General features: G+C 68.8%; 18 protein-coding genes. 7 read left to right on the forward strand and 11 right to left on the reverse strand.

Annotated features, from left to right (window positions below):
- Positions 1 to 4: 4 nt before the first annotated feature.
- The 3 genes from ACFWHT_RS14415 to ACFWHT_RS14425 form a co-directional block, all read right to left on the reverse strand.
- Complete coding sequence (locus tag ACFWHT_RS14415) at positions 5 to 733, reverse strand: response regulator transcription factor (protein ID WP_378829764.1); 729 nt, start codon at positions 731 to 733, stop codon at positions 5 to 7.
- A 94-nt stretch (positions 734 to 827) separates the two neighbouring features.
- Positions 828 to 2,276, reverse strand: coding sequence for an NADP-dependent phosphogluconate dehydrogenase (gene gndA / locus ACFWHT_RS14420; RefSeq protein ID WP_378829765.1), 1,449 nt, complete (start codon positions 2,274 to 2,276; stop codon positions 828 to 830).
- A gap of 76 nt (positions 2,277 to 2,352) precedes the next feature.
- Positions 2,353 to 2,478 (reverse strand): hypothetical protein, encoded by a 126-nt coding sequence (locus tag ACFWHT_RS14425; RefSeq protein WP_378829766.1) that lies wholly within the window; start codon positions 2,476 to 2,478, stop codon positions 2,353 to 2,355.
- Positions 2,479 to 2,674: 196 nt separating this feature from the next.
- Between ACFWHT_RS14425 and ACFWHT_RS14430 the strand changes: the two genes are divergently transcribed.
- Both ACFWHT_RS14430 and pth read left to right on the forward strand, forming a co-directional pair.
- Positions 2,675 to 3,289 carry a 50S ribosomal protein L25/general stress protein Ctc gene (locus tag ACFWHT_RS14430; RefSeq protein ID WP_378829768.1) on the forward strand — a complete coding sequence of 205 codons (615 nt, stop codon included), beginning with the start codon at positions 2,675 to 2,677 and terminating at the stop codon, positions 3,287 to 3,289.
- Between the two features lie 76 nt (positions 3,290 to 3,365).
- On the forward strand, positions 3,366 to 3,947 hold the full coding sequence (gene pth, locus ACFWHT_RS14435) for an aminoacyl-tRNA hydrolase (protein WP_378829771.1): 582 nt from the start codon (positions 3,366 to 3,368) through the stop codon (positions 3,945 to 3,947).
- A 6-nt stretch (positions 3,948 to 3,953) separates the two neighbouring features.
- On the opposite strand, the gene ACFWHT_RS14440 is transcribed toward pth, so the two are convergent.
- From ACFWHT_RS14440 to sdhC, 8 genes are all read right to left on the reverse strand, one after another.
- Entirely contained in the window at positions 3,954 to 4,439 is a 486-nt protein-coding gene (locus tag ACFWHT_RS14440; protein WP_378829772.1) for a hypothetical protein, read from the reverse strand.
- A gap of 106 nt (positions 4,440 to 4,545) precedes the next feature.
- Positions 4,546 to 5,553, reverse strand: a complete 1,008-nt coding sequence (trpS, locus tag ACFWHT_RS14445) for a tryptophan--tRNA ligase (RefSeq protein ID WP_378829774.1) — start codon at positions 5,551 to 5,553, stop codon at positions 4,546 to 4,548.
- Positions 5,554 to 5,604: 51 nt separating this feature from the next.
- Positions 5,605 to 6,498, reverse strand: coding sequence for an exodeoxyribonuclease III (locus ACFWHT_RS14450; RefSeq protein ID WP_378829776.1), 894 nt, complete (start codon positions 6,496 to 6,498; stop codon positions 5,605 to 5,607).
- Between the two features lie 9 nt (positions 6,499 to 6,507).
- Positions 6,508 to 7,479 carry a YihY/virulence factor BrkB family protein gene (locus ACFWHT_RS14455; protein WP_378829778.1) on the reverse strand — a complete coding sequence of 324 codons (972 nt, stop codon included), beginning with the start codon at positions 7,477 to 7,479 and terminating at the stop codon, positions 6,508 to 6,510.
- A 17-nt stretch (positions 7,480 to 7,496) separates the two neighbouring features.
- Positions 7,497 to 8,264 carry a succinate dehydrogenase iron-sulfur subunit gene (locus ACFWHT_RS14460; RefSeq protein WP_378829780.1) on the reverse strand — a complete coding sequence of 256 codons (768 nt, stop codon included), beginning with the start codon at positions 8,262 to 8,264 and terminating at the stop codon, positions 7,497 to 7,499.
- A 2-nt stretch (positions 8,265 to 8,266) separates the two neighbouring features.
- Positions 8,267 to 10,093 carry a succinate dehydrogenase flavoprotein subunit gene (sdhA, locus tag ACFWHT_RS14465; RefSeq protein ID WP_378829783.1) on the reverse strand — a complete coding sequence of 609 codons (1,827 nt, stop codon included), beginning with the start codon at positions 10,091 to 10,093 and terminating at the stop codon, positions 8,267 to 8,269.
- Positions 10,094 to 10,116: 23 nt separating this feature from the next.
- The gene (locus ACFWHT_RS14470; RefSeq protein WP_378829785.1) at positions 10,117 to 10,560 is read right to left on the reverse strand and encodes a succinate dehydrogenase hydrophobic membrane anchor subunit; all 444 of its coding nucleotides are present in this window, start codon (positions 10,558 to 10,560) and stop codon (positions 10,117 to 10,119) included.
- Complete coding sequence (gene sdhC, locus ACFWHT_RS14475; protein WP_378829787.1) at positions 10,560 to 10,994, reverse strand: succinate dehydrogenase, cytochrome b556 subunit; 435 nt, start codon at positions 10,992 to 10,994, stop codon at positions 10,560 to 10,562. The genes ACFWHT_RS14470 and sdhC overlap by 1 nt, the downstream gene beginning before the upstream one ends.
- A 146-nt stretch (positions 10,995 to 11,140) precedes the next feature.
- Between sdhC and ACFWHT_RS14480 the strand changes: the two genes are divergently transcribed.
- The 5 genes from ACFWHT_RS14480 to ACFWHT_RS14500 all read left to right on the forward strand — a co-directional run bounded on the left by ACFWHT_RS14480 (position 11,141) and on the right by ACFWHT_RS14500 (position 17,678).
- Complete coding sequence (locus tag ACFWHT_RS14480) at positions 11,141 to 12,253, forward strand: mannose-1-phosphate guanylyltransferase (RefSeq protein WP_378829788.1); 1,113 nt, start codon at positions 11,141 to 11,143, stop codon at positions 12,251 to 12,253.
- A 163-nt stretch (positions 12,254 to 12,416) separates the two neighbouring features.
- On the forward strand, positions 12,417 to 13,505 hold the full coding sequence (locus ACFWHT_RS14485) for a BMP family protein (protein ID WP_378829791.1): 1,089 nt from the start codon (positions 12,417 to 12,419) through the stop codon (positions 13,503 to 13,505).
- 101 nt (positions 13,506 to 13,606) lie between these two features.
- Positions 13,607 to 15,121 carry an ABC transporter ATP-binding protein gene (locus ACFWHT_RS14490; protein ID WP_378829793.1) on the forward strand — a complete coding sequence of 505 codons (1,515 nt, stop codon included), beginning with the start codon at positions 13,607 to 13,609 and terminating at the stop codon, positions 15,119 to 15,121.
- Positions 15,118 to 16,407: an ABC transporter permease gene (locus ACFWHT_RS14495; protein ID WP_378829795.1), complete on the forward strand. Its 1,290-nt coding sequence runs from the start codon at positions 15,118 to 15,120 to the stop codon at positions 16,405 to 16,407. Before ACFWHT_RS14490 ends, ACFWHT_RS14495 begins: the two co-directional genes overlap by 4 nt.
- Positions 16,404 to 17,678 carry an ABC transporter permease gene (locus ACFWHT_RS14500; protein ID WP_378829797.1) on the forward strand — a complete coding sequence of 425 codons (1,275 nt, stop codon included), beginning with the start codon at positions 16,404 to 16,406 and terminating at the stop codon, positions 17,676 to 17,678. Before ACFWHT_RS14495 ends, ACFWHT_RS14500 begins: the two co-directional genes overlap by 4 nt.
- The last annotated feature ends 14 nt before the right edge of the window (positions 17,679 to 17,692 follow it).

Consider the following 17,692-nt stretch of genomic DNA (forward strand, 5'->3'; position numbering starts at 1 on the left):
TGGGCTACTGCGGTGACTTGATCATGTAGCCGACGCCGCGCACGGTGTGCAGCAGCGGAGTCCGCCCCGCGTCGATCTTCTTGCGCAGGTACGAGATGTACAGCTCGACCACCGAGGACTTGCCCCCGAAGTCGTAGCTCCACACCCGGTCGAGGATCTGCGCCTTGGACAGGACGCGGCGCTCGTTGCGCATGAGGAAGCGCAGCAGCTCGAACTCGGTGGCTGTCAGCTCGATCTCGTCGTCGCCGCGGATCACCTCGTGGCTGTCCTCGTTGAGCGACAGGTCGGCCACCCGCAGGATCGACTGCTCGTCCTCGGTCCGGCCCTGCCCCGACCGGCGGATCACGGCGCGCAGTCGCGCGATGACCTCCTCGAGACTGAACGGCTTCGTGACATAGTCGTCGCCGCCCGCGGTCAGCCCGGCGATGCGGTCGCCCACCGAGTCCTTCGCGGTGAGGAACACCACGGGGACGAGGTTGCCCGCCTCGCGCAGCCGGCGCAGCACGCCCATGCCGTCGAGGTCGGGCATCATCACGTCGAGCACCAGCGCATCGGGCTCGAAGTCGCGTGCGACCTGCAGCGCCTCGAGTCCGGAACCCGCGGTGCGCACCTCCCAGCCCTCCATCCGCAGGGCCATCGCGAGAAGATCCGTGAGCATCGGCTCGTCATCGACCGCGAGGATCCGCAGCGGAGCGCCGTCGGAGCGGCGCAGGTCGGGGTGATCGTGGCTCATGCACTCATTGTGGGCGCACAGTCATAGAGAATCCATAGCGAATCCTATGTGAACACTGTGGAGTTCCTTCGTAGGTCGGCCCGAGACGCGAGCGTCAGTGCGTGTCCTCGGCCTCGACCTCGCTGCGGTCGCCGGACCAGAGCGTGTGGAAGGTGCCGGCCTTGTCGATGCGGCGGTAGGTGTGAGCGCCGAAGAAGTCGCGCTGACCCTGCACGAGGGCGGCCGGGAGACGGTCGGCGCGAAGGCCGTCGTAGTACGACAGCGACGACGCGAACGCCGGGACCGGGATGCCTGCCTGCGTCGCCGCGATGACCACGCGCCGCCACGCGGCCTGCGCCCGGGTGAGCGCCTCGGCGAAGTACGGCGCCGTCATCAGCACGGGCAGCTCGGGTGCCTCGGCGTAGGCGTCGGCGATCCGGTTGAGGAACTGGGCGCGGATGATGCAGCCTCCGCGCCAGATCTTCGAGATCGCTCCCAGGTCGATGTTCCAGTCGTACTCGGCGGCGCCTGCCCGGATCTCGTCGAAGCCCTGCGAGTACGCGACGATCTTCGACGCGTACAGCGCCAGGCGCACGTCCTCGATGAACGCCTCGGGATCGGCGACCGTGAACGCGTCTGCGGGGCCGGGAAGGGCGCCGGCGACGGCACGCTGCTCGGGGTGGGACGACAGCGAGCGCGCGAAGGTCGCTTCGGCGATGCCCGAGACGGGCACGCCGAGCGACAGCGCGGTCTGCACGGTCCATGCGCCGGTGCCCTTGGCCCCCGCCTGGTCGACGATGACGTCGACGAGCGGCTTGCCGGTGCCGGCGTCCACCTGGCGCAGGACCTCGGCGGTGATCTCGATGAGGTACGACTCGAGCTCGCCGGCGTTCCACTCACCGAAGATGTCGGCGATCTCTGCGGGGGTGCGGCCCGTGCCGCGACGGATCAGGTCGTAGGCCTCGGCGATCAGCTGCATGTCGGCGTACTCGATGCCGTTGTGCACCATCTTCACGAAGTGGCCCGCGCCGTCGTGGCCGACGTGGGTGACGCAGGGCTCGCCCTCGGCGACCGCGGCGATCGACTTCAGGATCGGCCCGAGCGTGACCCAGGACTCGTCGGAACCGCCGGGCATGATGCTCGGACCGAGCAGGGCGCCCTCCTCGCCACCGGAGATCCCGGCACCCACGAAGTTGATGCCGGTGTCACGCACCGTCTTCTCGCGGCGGATGGTGTCGGGGAAATAGGCGTTGCCGCCGTCGACGATGATGTCGCCGGGCTCGAAGACGCGGACGAGCTCGTCGATCACAGCGTCCGTGCCTGCACCGGCCTTGACCATGATGATCGCCGTACGCGGCTTCTGCAGGCTCGCCGCGAACTCCTCGTACGAGAACGCGGGGATGAATCCGGCCTCGGGATGTGCGCTCAGCAGTTCGTCGGTCTTCGCGCGGCTGCGGTTCAGCACCGCCACCGTGTTCCCCTCGCGACTGGCGAGGTTGCGGGCGAGATTCGAGCCCATGACGGCGAGTCCGACGACTCCGATGTTGGCTGATGCTTCGGGCACTGAGAGCTCCTCGATCGTGGATGACGGTGATCTCAGATTACCGTCGGCCGATCGGCGCGGACGTCCCTGTGACGGGTCAGTCCTTGCGGTAGCCCGAGCGGCCCATCGCGAACATCGCGGCGATGGAGGACACGACTCCGCAGACGGCGATCGCGCCGATCAGCCAGAGGACGACGTGCGAGAGGAAGGCGGCATCGAGCATGGCAACAGCCTACCGAGCTTTTCGGGTAGCATGGAGGCGTTCCTCGGCGAGGGATGGCGCGCACGCGCTCATCCGTTATCGACGCGGTGGTGTGTGGTCGTCCTCGTGCATGATCCCGCGTCCTCGTGTCCGCATCCGAGGCGCCGATCCCATGACCACCGCGCGGCCCGGCCCGTGCGTCCTGAAGGAGAACCACATGTCTGACGAGAACAAGGTCCACGCCGACCTTCGCACGAACTTCGGCAAGGGCTTCGCCCGCCGCCTGCGCGCCGCCGGCAAGATCCCCGCCGTCATCTACGGCCACGGCACAGAGCCCGTGCACGTCGCGCTGCCCGGTCACCAGGTGTCGCTGATCATCCGTCGCGCCAACGCCCTGCTCGAACTCGACATCGAGGGCAGCTCGCAGCTCGCCCTGGTCAAGGACGTGCAGAAGGACCCGGTGCACCAGATCATCGAGCACATCGACCTGCTGGTCGTGAAGAAGGGCGAGAAGGTCGCGATCGATCTTCCCGTCGTGCTGGTCGGCGAGTCGTTCGCCGGCACCATCGCCAACCTCGACGCCACGACCCTCTCGGTCGAGGCCGAGGCGACGCACATCCCGGAGCACGTCGAGGTCTCCGTCGAGGGCCTCGAGGAGGGCGCTCACATCACCGCCGGTGACGTCAAGCTCCCGAAGGGCGTCACCCTCGTCGCGGACCCCGAGACCCTCGTGGTCGCGATCTCGGTGCCCGCCGCTCCGGTCGAGGACGAGGCCCCCGCGGCCGAGGCCCCCGCCGAGGAGGCTCCGGCCGAGGAGGCCGCCGCGGAGTGATCCGCTGACGTTTCAACGGGGAAGGGGACGCGAGCTGCTCGCGTCCCCTTCTCCTATCCGTCGAGAGGAACTGAGCATGACGTCCACGTGGCTGATCGTCGGTCTCGGCAACCCGGGGCCGCGATACGCGCCCACCCGCCACAACATCGGCCAGATGGTGGTGGACGAGCTCGCCGCGCGCCGCGGAGAGCGCTTCCGGGAGCACAAGGCCGGGGCACGCGTGGTCGAGACCTGGCTGCGGCCCGGTGGAGACAGGCTCGTGCTCGCCAAGCTCAACTGCTACATGAACGTCTCGGGCGCGCCCGTCGCAGCGCTCGCCCGCTTCTACTCGGTCGACGCCGCACATGTCGTGGTCGTGCACGACGAACTCGACATCCCGTTCGACAGCATCCGGCTCAAGACCGGCGGCGGGCACGGCGGCCACAACGGCGTGCGCGACATCGCCCGCGCCCTGGACACGCCGGAGTTCCCTCGCGTGCGTGCGGGGATCGGTCGTCCCCCTGGACGGCAGGACCCGGCGGACTGGGTGCTCGCCCCGTTCGGCTCTGACGAGAGGAAGACGCTGCCGATCTTCCTCTCGGATGTGGCCGACGCCGTGGAGCAGCTGGTCGACGAGGGACTGCTCGCCGCGCAGCAGAAGCACCACTCCCGCGGTTGAGCCGCGTCAGAGCGACTGCGGGTAGGCGATCCCGTTCCCGACGCCGAACAGGATCGACGCGCCGAAGAAGAAGAACGCCGGGCCGAGCACCGCGAGCACGATGGCCGTGATCCCCATGCCGCGTCCGCGCCGCCGAGCCGTCGCCACGATTCCGAGCACGAGTGCGGCGACGCCCAGCACGGTCGCGGCCCAGAAGGTGATCTCGATCCACAGGACCTGGGTGCGCACGGGCGACAGCGCCGAGAACGCGATGTCGCCCGACATCAGGATGAGGTCGTCGATGAGCACCTGCAGCCCGATCTGCAGCGCGAGCACCCCGCCGACGATCGGTGCGACCACGGCGGCGAGCAGAGCGGCGACCAGGGCGAGGGCCCCGGTGCGCTTGGACGGCGCCCGCTCGGTCGGGGGAACCTGATATCCGCCGACGGGCATCAGGTAGCCGCCGACCGGGACCCCATAGGCGCCGGGAGGGGCTGCGGGAACCGGCGGCACGGAGGATGCTGGCGCCGGCGCCGATCCGTACGGCGAGCCGCCACCTGGGGCGGGGAACCGAGGATTCTGATCCGTCACGTCGCTCCTCCTGGAAGTCGCTGCCCCGTCACACGCGACGGAGCAGCCCGACCTTGTCGTACACGTCGGCGAGAGTGGCATCCGCGACCGCATCCGCCTTGGCCGCGTTGACGGCCAGAAGGCGGTCGAGCTCGGCCGGGTCGTCGAGAAGCGCGTTCGCACGCTCGCGGACAGGACCGAACTCCTCCACCACGACTTCGGCGAGACCCTTCTTGAAGTCGCCGTAGCCGCGCCCCGCATACTCGTCCTCGATGGCGCCGATCTGCCGGCCCGTGAGGGCCGCATAGATGGTGAGCAGGTTCGAGACGCCCGGCTTGCCGTCGCGGTCGTAGCGGACCGTGCCCTCGGTGTCGGTCACCGCGCGCATGATCTTCTTCGCCGACTTCGCGGGGTCGTCGAGCAGCCACAGCACGCCCGCGTCGCTCTCGGCGGATTTCGACATCTTCGAGGTGGGGTTCTGCAGGTCGTAGATGCGAGCGGTGTCCTTCTGGATGACCGCCTTCGGGATCGTGAACGCCTCGCCGAAGCGCTTGTTGAACCGCTCGGCGAGGTCGCGGGTGAGCTCCACGTGCTGCTTCTGGTCGTCGCCGACCGGCACCAGCTCGCTCTGGTAGAGCAGGATGTCGGCGGCCATCAGGACGGGATAGGTGAACAGGCCCACCGAGGTGGAGTCCGCACCGTAGCGCGCCGACTTGTCCTTGAACTGCGTCATGCGGCCGGCCTCGCCGAAGCCGGTGATGGTGCTGAGGATCCAGGCCAGTTCCGCGTGCGCGCGCACGTGCGACTGCACGTACAGGGTCGACTTCGACGGCTCGATCCCCGCGGCGATGTACTGCGCCGCCGTCCGCCTGGTCTTCTCGCGCAGCTCTGCCGGATCCTGCGGCACCGTGATGGCGTGCAGATCGACGACCGAGAAGAACGCGTCGAACGAGGTCTGCATCTCACGCCACTGCAGGAGCGCCCCGATGTAGTTGCCGGCCTGGAGCGAGTCGGCGGAGGGCTGCATTCCGGAGTAGAGGCGTGGTCGCTGGGTCACAGCTCAATCCTACGGGGAGGTTCGTGACGCGACGGTCGACCGCGCATCGGCTCAGTAGGTGTAGTCCACGATCACCGGTGCGTGATCGCTCCACCGCTCGGCATACGTGGCCGCACGTGCCACGGAGTATCCGGTGGCCCGGTTCGCGAGCGAGGGCGTCGCGAGGTGATAGTCGATGCGCCAGCCGGAGTCGTTGTCGAAGGCCTTTCCGCGCATCGACCACCAGGTGTACGGCCCGTCGACCTCGCCGTGCGCGGATCGGCCCACGTCGATCCAGCCGATCCCCGTGCCGCCGCCCTCCGGCGCGAACGGCCGTGTGTCGCTGAGCTGCCCGACCATCCCGCGACCGACGCCCTCCTGCCCGGTCACCGGCTCACCTGCGGCGCCGAGGAAGCGGTCGAAGTAGGCGCGCTCACGGGCCAGGAAGCCGGACTTCTTGACATTGCCCTTCCAGTTCAGGATGTCGAGTGGGCGATGCCCGACGTTGAGGTCGCCCGTGACGAGGGCGTGGGCCCCATCCGCGCCGAGCTGCGTCATGCGCACCGTCATCGCGTCGAGGAACTTCCACTTCTCATCCTGCTTGGGCGTGTCGGCCTCCCCGGAGTGCACGTAGGCGCTGACCACCGTGAGCGGGATCCCGCCGATCTCGAAATCGGCCTCCAGCCACCGCCCGGCCGAATCGAAGTCGTCCGCGCCCAGTGCGGTGCGGAATGCGGTGGCCGGCGTGCGGCTCAGCACGGCGACGCCCGCGCGGCCCTTCGCCGTGGCCGCATCGTGCAGTATCGACCAATCCGGGAACGCCGCAGCGAGATGCTCGTCCTGGCCGCGCACCTCCTGAAGAGTGAGGATGTCGACGTCTGCCGCGTCCAGCCAGGCGCGCATGCCGTTGCGGACCGCCGCGCGGATCCCGTTGACGTTGACAGAGGCGATACGCAGATGGGGCATGCCACAAGCCTAACGAGGGCCCCCGACACGTCGCGCCGCTCGGTGGGCGCCCGCGCCCGGTCGTTCGAGGGGCTCCCCCCGGTCGTGTGCGCCGATGGCGATCCAGGTCGCCGACAGCAGGATGACGGCGGCGACGAGCCGGCACCACAGCAGCAGCGCCACCATGACCGCGAAGGCCGCCAGCAGCGGGTTGCCGGGCGTGTGCGCGAACAGCAGACCCGCGCCGAGCTGGAGCGCCGCCACGGCGGTGCCGCCGAGTGCCGCACCGGGCCAGATCGTGCGCCAGCGGATCGATGTGCCGGTGAGGAAGCGCACGAGCAGCGCGATCGCGGCGATGTCGATGGCGACGATCACCAGCACCGAGGATCCGCGCACGAGAGCCGGGTACGCGCCGTCCGGCATCTGCCAGCCGAGCAGGTCGAAGAGCTGGGTGAGCGCCCAGACGCCCCCGACCGACAGGGCCGCGCCGGCCAGCAGCGCGATCCCGAACGCCAGAGCCGCGGCGGCGTCGCGCACCTTCAGGAGCAGATAGCCGCGCGGGTCGAAGGGCAGCCCGAAGACATCGCGGACGGCGCGACGGGTGAAGGTCACCGCGCCGATGGCGGTCCACAGCACGACGGCCATCGCGATCAGGCCGGTGACGGTGAAGGCACCCGCGGTGCTCGCCGCCACCTCATGCACCTGCTCGACCGTCGCCAGTCCGGTCCCGGCATCGCTGATGACCCCGGGGAGGTAGCTGTTGGCGACGCGGATCAGCGCATCGATCGCGGGGCCGCTGCCGCCCACCCAGATGCCGGCGACGGCGAACGCGGCATAGAGCAGGGCGAACAGCGCGAAGAGCGCCTGGTAGGCCATGCCCGCCGACAACAGGAAGCCGTTGCGGCGAAGGAAGCGTCGCCACACCCGGATGGGGAGCAGCCGTGTCGTGCGCCGGGCCAGGACGACAGCGCGCCCGGCTGAACGGGTCAGTCGGGCGCGCATGTCGCGGGGGCGTCTCGTCAGCGGCCGCCGCGCAGGACGGCCTGCTTGACCTCCGCGATGGCCTTGGTCACCTCGATGCCGCGCGGGCACGCCTCGGTGCAGTTGAAGGTGGTGCGGCAGCGCCACACGCCCTCCTTGTCGTTGAGGATGTCCAGGCGCACATCGCCCGCGTCGTCGCGCGAGTCGAAGATGAACCGGTGCGCGTTGACGATCGCAGCCGGGCCGAAGTACTGGCCGTCGGTCCAGAACACCGGGCACGAGGAGGTGCATGCCGCGCACAGGATGCACTTGGTGGTGTCGTCGAAGATCGCACGGTCGGCGATCGACTGGACGCGCTCCTTGCCCTTCTCGGGGGAGGAGCTCGCGATGAGGAACGGCTGCACCTCGCGGTACGACGCGAAGAACGGCTCCATGTCGACGATCAGGTCCTTCTCCAGCGGCAGGCCCTTGATGGCCTCGACGTAGATCGGCTTCGAGATGTCGAGGTCCTTGATCAGGGTCTTGCAGGCGAGGCGGTTGCGACCGTTGATGCGCATGGCGTCGGAGCCGCAGATGCCGTGCGCACAGGAGCGGCGGAACGACAGCGAGCCGTCGACCTCCCACTTGATCTTGTGCAGCGCGTCCAGCACGCGGTCGGTGGAATACAGCTCGACGTCGTAGTCGACCCAGCGCGGCTCGGCGTCGACCTCCGGGTCGAAACGGCGCACGATGAAGGTGACCAGGAAGGACTGCACCCCGGTGTCGTTCGTGTCCGCGGCAGGCGCCTCTGCGATCGCGTTCGACATGGTCAGTACTTCCTCTCCATCGGCGGGTACTTCAACTCGCCGTTCTCATTCTTCGTGAAGACCACGGGCTTGGTGGCGAGCTCGATGTGATCGCTCGGGTCGGAGGAGTGCGCGTCACCAGTCAGGTAGGCCATGGTGTGCTTCATCCAGTTCTCATCGTCGCGCTTCGGGAAGTCGTCGCGCATGTGGCCGCCACGGCTCTCCTCGCGGTTCTGCGCGGCGTAGACGACGACCTCGGCGATGTCGAGCAGGAAGCCCAGCTCGACGGCCTCGAGCAGATCGGTGTTGAAGCGCCGACCCTTGTCGTCGACGTGCACGTTCTTGTAGCGCTCGCGCAGCTCGGCGATGACCCCGAGCACGTGCTGCAGCGACTCGTGCGTGCGGAACACCTGTGCTCCCTTGTCCATCTCGTCCTGGAGCTTCTTGCGCAGGACGGCGATGCGCTCGGTGCCCTGGCTGTTGCGCAGACCCTCGATCATCCCGGCGACGAACGCGGCGGGCTCCTCCGGCAGCGGCACGAACTCGGCGGTCTTGACGTACTCGACGGCGTTGCGGCCGGCGCGCTTGCCGAACACGTTGATGTCGAGCAGCGAGTTGGTGCCGAGCCGGTTGGAGCCGTGCACCGAGACGCAGGCGCATTCGCCGGCGGCGTACAGGCCCGGCACGACCGTGTCGTTGTCGGCCAGGACCTCGGCGGCATTGTTGGTGGGGATGCCGCCCATCGCGTAGTGCGCGGTCGGCATCACCGGCACGGGCTCCACCACGGGGTCCACGCCCAGATAGGTCCGAGCGAACTCGGTGATGTCCGGCAGCTTCGTCTCGAGGATCTCGGCGCCCAGGTGGGTGCAGTCCAGCAGCACGTAGTCGCGATGCGGGCCGGCTCCTCTGCCGTCGAGGACCTCCTGCACCATGGATCGCGCGACGATGTCTCGCGGGGCGAGGTCCTTGATGGTGGGGGCGTAGCGCTCCATGAAGCGCTCGCCCGAGGCGTTGCGCAGGATGGCGCCCTCACCACGGGCGCCCTCGGTGAGGAGGATGCCGAGACCGGCGAGGCCGGTGGGGTGGAACTGGAAGAACTCCATGTCCTCGAGCGGCAGGCCCTTGCGCCAGACGATGCCGACGCCGTCTCCGGTGAGGGTGTGCGCGTTCGAGGTGGTCTTGAAGATCTTTCCGAAGCCTCCGGTCGCGAAGATCACGGCCTTCGAGTGGAAGACGTGCAGCTCGCCCGTCGCGAGGTCGTAGGCGACGACACCGGCCACCTGGGTGGCGCCGTCGGCGTCCTTCACGGTGATCAGGTCGAGCACATAGAACTCGTTGAAGAAGTTGATGCCGAGCTTGACGCAGTTCTGGAACAGCGTCTGCAGGATCATGTGACCGGTGCGATCGGCCGCGTAGCAGGCGCGGCGCACGGGCGTCTTGCCGTGCTCGGCGGTGTGGCCGCCGAAGCGGCGCTGGTCGATCTTGCCCTCCGGGGTGCGGTTGAAGGGCAGGCCCATGTTCTCCAGGTCGATGACCGCGTCGATGGCTTCTTTCGCGAGGATCTCCGCCGCATCCTGGTCGACGAGGTAGTCGCCGCCCTTGACCGTGTCGAACGTGTGCCACTCCCAGCTGTCCTCCTCGACGTTCGCGAGGGCGGCGGCCATGCCGCCCTGCGCCGCGCCGGTGTGGGAGCGGGTCGGGTAGAGCTTCGAGATCACCGCGGTCCTGGCGCCGGGACCGGCCTCGATCGCGGCGCGCATGCCGGCACCGCCGGCGCCCACGATGACGATGTCGAACTCGTGGTAGTGCACTCCGTCGCGGACGACGGAGTCATGGGTCTGCGTGGTCACTGTGTTGTCTGCCTTCTCTGTCTCTACTTGCCCAGCGCCTGGCACGTCTCCCAGAGCGCTCCGTCCTCGAACACGCCGCCACAGGGGTCGAACGTGAACACGACGAGGGTGCCCAGGATGATCAGGAGGGCGGCGGCGAGGCCGAGCGCCCACACCAGCGCGGTGCGCGCCTTGGCGTTCGTGACGTAGTCGTTGACGATCGTGCGCATGCCGTTGGCGCCGTGGATCAGGGCGAGCCACAGCATCAGCACGTCCCACCACTGCCAGAACGGGTTGGCGAACTTGCCGGCGACGAAGCCGAAGTCGAGCGCGTGGATGCCCTGGCCCAGCATGAGGTTGACGAAGAGGTGGCCGAAGATCAGCACGACGAGCAGCACGCCCGAGCCGCGCATGAACAGCCAGCCCCACTTCTCCAGGTTGAATCCCCGCCAGCGGCGGGATGCGGGAACAGCGGTCTGCGTGGTCATCAGTGGCCTCCTCCGAAACCGGCGAACGCGAGCGACAGGTGGCGCGGCACGAAGCCGAGCATGACGACCGCCCACAGGCCGAGCACGATCCAGAACAGCTGGCGCTGGTACTTGGCGCCCTTGGACCAGAAGTCGACGAGGATGATGCGCAGGCCGTTGAACGCGTGGAAGGCGATGCCGGCGACCAGCACGACCTCGCCGAAGGCCATGATCGGGTTCTTGTACGTGCCGATGACGGCGTTGTAGGCCTCGGGCGAGACCCGCACGAGCGCCGTGTCGAGCACGTGGACCAGCAGGAAGAAGAAGATCGCGACGCCGGTGATCCGGTGCAGCACCCACGACCACATGCCTTCGCGACCCCGGTAGAGGGTTCCGCGCGGCGACTTGGAGGTGGTCTCTGAAATCGATGGTGTCAAGCGCGTGCTCGTGGACACATCGTCCTCCCTGCTCGATGAGATGTCAGGTCCGTGCATCCGGGCACGCCCGACCTCGTCCATCCTATTCCTGTCAGAACGCTGGGTGCGACGAAGGCGACCCTTAGCGCGCAAGCGCACAGGGTTCGGCCGCTAGGTTGGACGGCATGGCGCGAATCGACGACTTCCACGCGGTGATCCCGGCCGGAGGCATCGGCAGCAGGCTGTGGCCGCTGTCGCGCGCGGACGCGCCGAAGTTCCTGCACGACCTCACGGGGTCGGGCCATTCGCTGCTGCGGGACACCTGGGATCGGCTGGAGCCCCTCGCCGGTGCGGAGCGCATCGCCGTGGTCACCGGTCGCGCGCACCGGGCCGCCGTCGAGGCGCAGCTGCCGGGCATCCCGGACGCGAACGTGATCCTGGAGTCCGAGCCACGGGAGTCGGCGGCGGCCATCGGCCTGGCGGCGGCGATCCTGCATCGAAGGAACCCGGACGTCATCATCGGCTCCTTCAGCGCCGACCACGTCATCCGCGGCACCCAGGTGTTCGAGTGGGCGGTGCAGCAGGCCGTCGCGGTGGCCCGGCAGGGGTACGTCGTCACCATCGGCATCCCGCCCACCGAACCGTCGGTCGGGTTCGGCTACATCAAGCGCGCCGGCGAGATCGTCGTCGCGGGGGCTCCGGAGGCGACGCTCGTGGAGCGCTTCGTCGAGAAGCCCGACCTCGAGACGGCCAAGGAGTACGTCGCCGACCGCGACTACCTCTGGAACGCCGGCATGTTCATCGCGAAGGCGAGCGTGCTTCTCGACGAACTCGAGGCCAGCGAACCCGAGCTGCACGCCGGGCTGCTCGAGCTGGCCGAGTCCTGGGACGATCGCGAGCGGCGCGGACCGGCCGTGGATCGCATCTGGCCGCGGCTGAAGAAGATCGCGATCGACTACGCGGTGGCGGAGCCGGCCGCCGAGCGCGGCCGTCTCGCCGTGATCCCCGGTCACTTCGACTGGGACGACGTGGGCGATTTCGCCTCGCTGACGAAGCTCATCAACCACGGTCGCCGCAACGACCTCGCCGTGCTGGGGCCGCGCGCCCGCGTGCTCTCGGATGCGGCCAGCGGCATCCTCGTCAGCCAGACCTCGCGCGTGATCAGCCTGGTCGGCGTGCAGGACATCGTCGTCGTGGACACCGACGACGCCCTGCTGGTGACCACCGTCGAGCACGCGCAGCGCGTCAAGGGAGTGGTCGAGTCGCTCAAGCTCACCGGCCGGGGCGACGTCCTGTAGTCGCTCGCGTCGTAGCGGTGCGCCAAGCGGATCGCGAGGTTCGCATTTCGGATTTGTAACCTTTCGCCAGCACATCCGGGCTGAACGTGCGCACGACCGTAACCGTGGGTAACTTAGATCGATCCGCGATGTCCGCGGGAAAGATCTCATGGGGAGGCAAAGAGTGCCCATCTCTACGACCAAGAAGATGCTCGGCGCAACCATCGCCGCCGGCGTCGTCCTCGCTCTCGCCGGCTGTGGCCAGGCGCCGACGAACGAGCCCGGTGGCGACGGCGGCGACAAGCCGGCCGCATCGGACTTCCAGACCTGCATCGTCTCGGACTTCGGCGGATTCGAGGACAAGTCCTTCAACCAGCTCTCGCTCGAGGGCGCCGAGAAGGCCGCCGACGAGATCGGCGTGCCGATCAAGCAGGCCCAGTCGAACGCCGAGACCGAGTACGCCCCCAACGTGGAGAACATGGTCTCCGAGGGCTGCAACGCCATCGTCACCGTCGGCTTCGCCCTCGCGACCGCCACCGTCGACGCGGCCAACGCGAACCCCGACACCGACTTCATCCTCATCGATGACGCGGGCGGCGACGCCAAGCCCGACAACGTCAAGCCCCTGCTCTACAACACGGCCGAGGCCGCGTTCATGGCGGGCTACCTGTCGGCCGGCTACACGAAGACCGGCAAGGTCGGCACCTTCGGCGGCATGGAGTTCCCGACCGTGACGATCTTCATGGACGGCTTCAAGCAGGGCGTGGACCACTACAACGAGCAGAACGACAAGGACGTCGCCGTCGTCGGCTGGGACGGCAAGACCGGCTCCTTCACCGGTGGCTTCGAGGCCAACCAGGACGCCAAGACGGTGGCCACCAACATCATCGACCAGGGCGTGGACGTCCTCTTCCCGGTCGGCGGGCCGATCTACCAGTCGGGTCTGCAGGCCATCAAGGAGTCCGGCAAGGACATCGCGCTGATCGGCGCGGACGCCGACCTGTTCAACACCGACCCGACCACGGCCGACTTCGTGCTGACCTCGGTCCTCAAGGGCATGGACATCTCCACCTACGAGGCAGTGATGTCGGCCGCGGACGGCGAGTTCAGCGGTGACCCGTACATCGGCACGCTCGAGAACGAGGGCGTCGGCATCGCGCCGCTGCACAACTTCGAGAGCAAGGTCGACGCGGAGCTGGTCACCCAGGTCGACCAGATCAAGCAGGACATCATCGACGGCAAGATCACCGTCACGTCCTACCTGGACAACTGACCCGATTACGCAACGGGGAGGCCGGCCGTGCCGGCCTCCCCGCTGTCGTCTGCTCGGGCGATCCCTGGGCGGCGCAGCATGTCACGAATAGGATCGGACACATGAAGCTCGAACTGCGCGGCATAACGAAGAGGTTCGGCGCACTGACGGCCAACGACCACATCGATCTGGTCGTCGAACCGGGGGAGATCCACTGCCTTCTCGGTGAGAACGGCGCGGGGAAGTCCACGCTGATGAACGTCCTGTACGGCCTGTATCAGGCCGACGAGGGGCAGATCCTCATCGACGACGTCGTGCAGCACTTCAGCGGCCCCGGCGACGCGATGAGCGCCGGAATCGGCATGGTGCACCAGCACTTCATGCTCGTGCCCGTCTTCACCGTGGCCGAGAACGTCATGCTCGGCCACGAGCAGACCTCCTTCGGTGGACGCCTGGACCTGGCGGCCGCCCGGCGGCGGGTGACCGAGATCTCCGACCGGTTCGGATTCGACGTGGATCCGGATGCGATCGTCGAGGACCTCCCCGTCGGCGTGCAGCAGCGGGTCGAGATCATCAAGGCCCTCTCGCGGGATGCGAGCATCCTCGTGTTCGACGAGCCCACCGCGGTGCTCACCCCGCAGGAGACCGATGAGCTGATGGCGACGATGCGCCGGCTCAAGGAGCAGGGCACCGCCATCGTCTTCATCACCCACAAGCTGCGCGAGGTGCGCGAGGTCGCCGACCGGATCACCGTCGTGCGCCTGGGCAAGGTCGTCGGCGAGGCGCAGCCCACCGCGTCGAACACCGAGCTGGCGTCGCTCATGGTCGGCCGCGCGGTCGAGCTGACCGTGCAGAAGGGCGCGCCGAACATCCGCAGCAGCGCGCTGGTCGTCGAGGGCCTGACCGTCACCGACGCCGTCGGCACGGTGCTCGTCGACGACGCCTCCTTCGAGGTGCGCGGCGGCGAGGTGCTCGCGATCGCCGGCGTGCAGGGCAACGGTCAGACCGAGCTCACCGAGGCCCTCCTGGGTCTGCAGGACCGGGTGCGGGGAAGCATCCGCCTGAACGGGCAGGAGCTGGTGGGTCGCAGCGTGCGCCACATCCTCGACGCCGGTGTCGGCTTCGTCCCCGAGGACCGCGGCGTCGACGGTCTGGTGAAGGAGTTCTCCATCGCGGAGAACCTCATGCTCGATCGCGCGAACGGCGCGCCCTTCGTGAAGGCGGGCGCGCTGCAGCTGGGCCTGCTCGACGAGTTCGCCCGGGAGAAGATCGCCGAGTTCGACATCCGCACCCAGGGTCCCTCGCAGGCGGCGGGACGCCTCTCCGGCGGAAACCAGCAGAAGGTCGTGCTCGCCCGGGAGCTGAGCCGCGACCTCTCGCTCTTCGTCGCGGCGCAGCCGACTCGCGGCGTCGACGTCGGATCCATCGAGTTCATCCACAAGCGCATCGTCGAGACGCGCGACTCGGGCGTTCCGGTGATCGTGATCTCCACCGAGCTGGACGAGGTCGCCGCGCTCGCCGACCGGATCCTCGTGATGTACCACGGCAGGATCGTCGGCATCGTGCCGGGCGACACCCCGCGCGAGCAGCTCGGCCTGATGATGGCCGGCGCCGTGAACGAAGGAGCACAGGCATGACCACCGCCGAGACCCGGCCCGCGGCGCCGCAGCGCCCGGAGCCGACGACCCCGCAGCGCCCGTCGCGCTGGCGCAGGGCGTGGACGCAGGTGGTGAGCGGCAGCGCGCTCGTCTCCGTTCTCGCCGTGGTCGCGGCCGTGATCGTCGGCTCCCTGATGATCGCCCTGACCGACCCGGACGTGCAGGCCGCGGCCGGATACTTCTTCCAGCGTCCATCCGACACGTTCGAGGCCATCGGCGCGGCGGTGGGCGGGGCGTACGCGGCTCTGTTCCGCGGATCGATCTACAACTTCAACGCGTCGTCGTTCGCGGTGGGCATCCGCCCCCTGACCGAGACGCTCAAGTTCGCCACGCCGCTCATCGCCGCAGGCCTCGGTGTGGGCCTCGCGTTCCGCGCGGGCCTGTTCAACATCGGTGGGCAGGGCCAGATGCTCATGGCCGCGGCGGCCGCCGGGTACGTCGCCACCGCGTGGAACCTGCCCTTCCCGCTGCACATGATCGCGGCGATCGCGGCCGGCCTCGTCGCGGGGGCGGTCTGGGCGGGCATCGCAGGGCTCCTGAAGGCCCGCACCGGTGCCCATGAGGTGATCGTGACGATCATGCTCAACCACATCGCGGCGTACCTGCTGGCGTGGATGCTGGCGACGCAGGGCATCCTGCAGGCGCCGGGCTCCAACAACCCGAAGACCGCCCCGATGGCCGACAGCGCCGTGCTGCCGCCCATCCTCGGACCGATGTACAAGCTGCATCTCGGCTTCCTCCTGGCCCTGGTCGCCGTGGCCGTCACCTGGTGGCTGCTGGAGCGCTCGAGCCTGGGCTTCCGGTTCCGCGCCGTCGGCGAGAATCCCGCCGCCGCCCGCACCGCGGGCATCTCGGTGGGCCGGATGTACTTCCTCGTCATGGTGATCGCGGGCGCCCTCGTCGGCCTCGCCGGCGTCAGCCAGGTGCTCGGCACCGAGCCGAAGGGCTTCGGCGGTGGCATCGACGCCGGAATCGGCTTCGACGCGATCACGGTCGCGCTGCTGGGCCGTTCGCGCCCGCTGGGCATCCTGTTCGCCGGCCTGCTGTTCGGCGCGTTCAAGACGGGCGGGTTCACCATGCAGGCGTCGCAGGGCGTGCCGATCGAGATCGTGCTGGTCGTGCAGTCGCTGATCGTGCTGTTCATCGCCGCGCCGCCGCTGGTGCGCGCCATGTTCGGAGTGCCCCAGCCGGATCGGCCCGGCCGCAGGCAGCGTCGCGCCGCGAAGCGGGCCGCCGCATCGGAAGGAAAGGAGGTCGCCGCGTGAGCGCTCAGACCCTCGAGGCGCAGCCGCGCACCGTCGCGGTCATCTCCTGGAAGACCCCGATCGTGCTCGGCGTGCTCGCCGTACTCGTGGCCCTGCTTCCCCTGTTCGCGCCTCGCGCGGGCGACGCGACCTTCCGCTTCGCCGCGGGCGGCGATGCCATCGCCGTCCCCGACCTGGTCGTTCCGGGTACTGCCACCGCGTGGGTGTGCATCGTGATCGCCCTGGCGGTGGCGGTGGCCGCGACGCTGCAGACGGCCTCGCGTCGCCGGGTGCCGCTCTGGCTGGTCGCCGTCTACGCGGTCGCACTGATCTTCGGCTTCCTGTCGTGGGCGGCTGCCGGAAGCTCCGGCACCCTGCCGATGATCAGCCTGCTCAGCGGAGCCCTCGCCCTGGCGACACCGCTCATCTTCGGCGCCCTCGGCGGCGTGATCGGCGAGCGGGCCGGCGTGGTGAACATCGCCATCGAGGCCCAGCTGCTGGCCGGCGCGTTCACGGCCGCGATCGTCGCCTCGCTGACCGACAGCCCGTGGGCCGGCCTGATCGCGGCGATGGCCGCGGGCGTGCTGGTCGCGCTGGTGCTGGCTGTGTTCGCGATCACCTACTACGTCGACCAGGTGATCGTCGGCGTCGTGCTGAACGTGCTGGTGATCGGCGTGACCACCTTCCTGTTCCGTCAGGTGCTCTCGCCGAACGAAGCGACCATGAACACGGTGCAGCCCTTCCACGGCATCGCGATCCCGCTGCTCAGCGACATCCCGGTGCTCGGACCCATCCTGTTCCGTCAGACGATCATCGTCTACCTGATGTACGTCATCGTCTTCGTGGTCTGGTACGGCATGTACCGCACCCGCTGGGGCCTGCGCATGCGTGCCGTGGGCGAGCATCCGCAGGCGGCCGACACCGTCGGCATCAACGTCGCGCGCACGCGCTACATGAACGTGCTGATCGCCGGGGCGATCGCGGGCATGGGCGGTGCCTTCTACACGCTGGTGTCGGTACCGCGGTTCAACCCCGAGATGACCGCCGGCGCGGGCTTCATCGCCCTCGCCGCGGTGATCTTCGGAAAGTGGGACCCCATCCGGGCGACGCTCGCCGCGCTCCTGTTCGGCTTCGCGACGAACCTGCAGAGCGTGCTCAGCGTGATCGGGTCCCCGGTGCCCAGCCAGTTCATGCTGATGCTGCCGTACATCGTGACGATCTTCGCCGTCGCCGGTCTGGTGGGGCGCTCGCGCGCGCCTGCGGCGGACGGCGAGCCCTACATCAAGTCCTGATTCCGAGGAGACGC

This window comes from Microbacterium sp. NPDC058342 (assembly GCF_042723935.1).
Lineage (GTDB): Bacteria > Actinomycetota > Actinomycetes > Actinomycetales > Microbacteriaceae > Microbacterium.

What these genes read in the sequence shown, in the direction of transcription:
- ACFWHT_RS14415 (WP_378829764.1), bottom strand. Translation starts at nt 733, where the DNA reads ATGAGCCACGATCACCCCGACCTGCGCCGCTCCGACGGCGCTCCGCTG.
- ACFWHT_RS14425 (WP_378829766.1), bottom strand. Translation starts at nt 2,478, where the DNA reads ATGCTCGATGCCGCCTTCCTCTCGCACGTCGTCCTCTGGCTGATCGGC.
- ACFWHT_RS14430 (WP_378829768.1), top strand. Translation starts at nt 2,675, where the DNA reads ATGTCTGACGAGAACAAGGTCCACGCCGACCTTCGCACGAACTTCGGC.
- pth (WP_378829771.1), top strand. Translation starts at nt 3,366, where the DNA reads ATGACGTCCACGTGGCTGATCGTCGGTCTCGGCAACCCGGGGCCGCGA.
- ACFWHT_RS14450 (WP_378829776.1), bottom strand. Translation starts at nt 6,498, where the DNA reads ATGCCCCATCTGCGTATCGCCTCTGTCAACGTCAACGGGATCCGCGCG.
- ACFWHT_RS14455 (WP_378829778.1), bottom strand. Translation starts at nt 7,479, where the DNA reads ATGCGCGCCCGACTGACCCGTTCAGCCGGGCGCGCTGTCGTCCTGGCC.
- ACFWHT_RS14460 (WP_378829780.1), bottom strand. Translation starts at nt 8,264, where the DNA reads ATGTCGAACGCGATCGCAGAGGCGCCTGCCGCGGACACGAACGACACC.
- ACFWHT_RS14470 (WP_378829785.1), bottom strand. Translation starts at nt 10,560, where the DNA reads ATGACCACGCAGACCGCTGTTCCCGCATCCCGCCGCTGGCGGGGATTC.
- ACFWHT_RS14480 (WP_378829788.1), top strand. Translation starts at nt 11,141, where the DNA reads ATGGCGCGAATCGACGACTTCCACGCGGTGATCCCGGCCGGAGGCATC.
- ACFWHT_RS14490 (WP_378829793.1), top strand. Translation starts at nt 13,607, where the DNA reads ATGAAGCTCGAACTGCGCGGCATAACGAAGAGGTTCGGCGCACTGACG.
- ACFWHT_RS14495 (WP_378829795.1), top strand. Translation starts at nt 15,118, where the DNA reads ATGACCACCGCCGAGACCCGGCCCGCGGCGCCGCAGCGCCCGGAGCCG.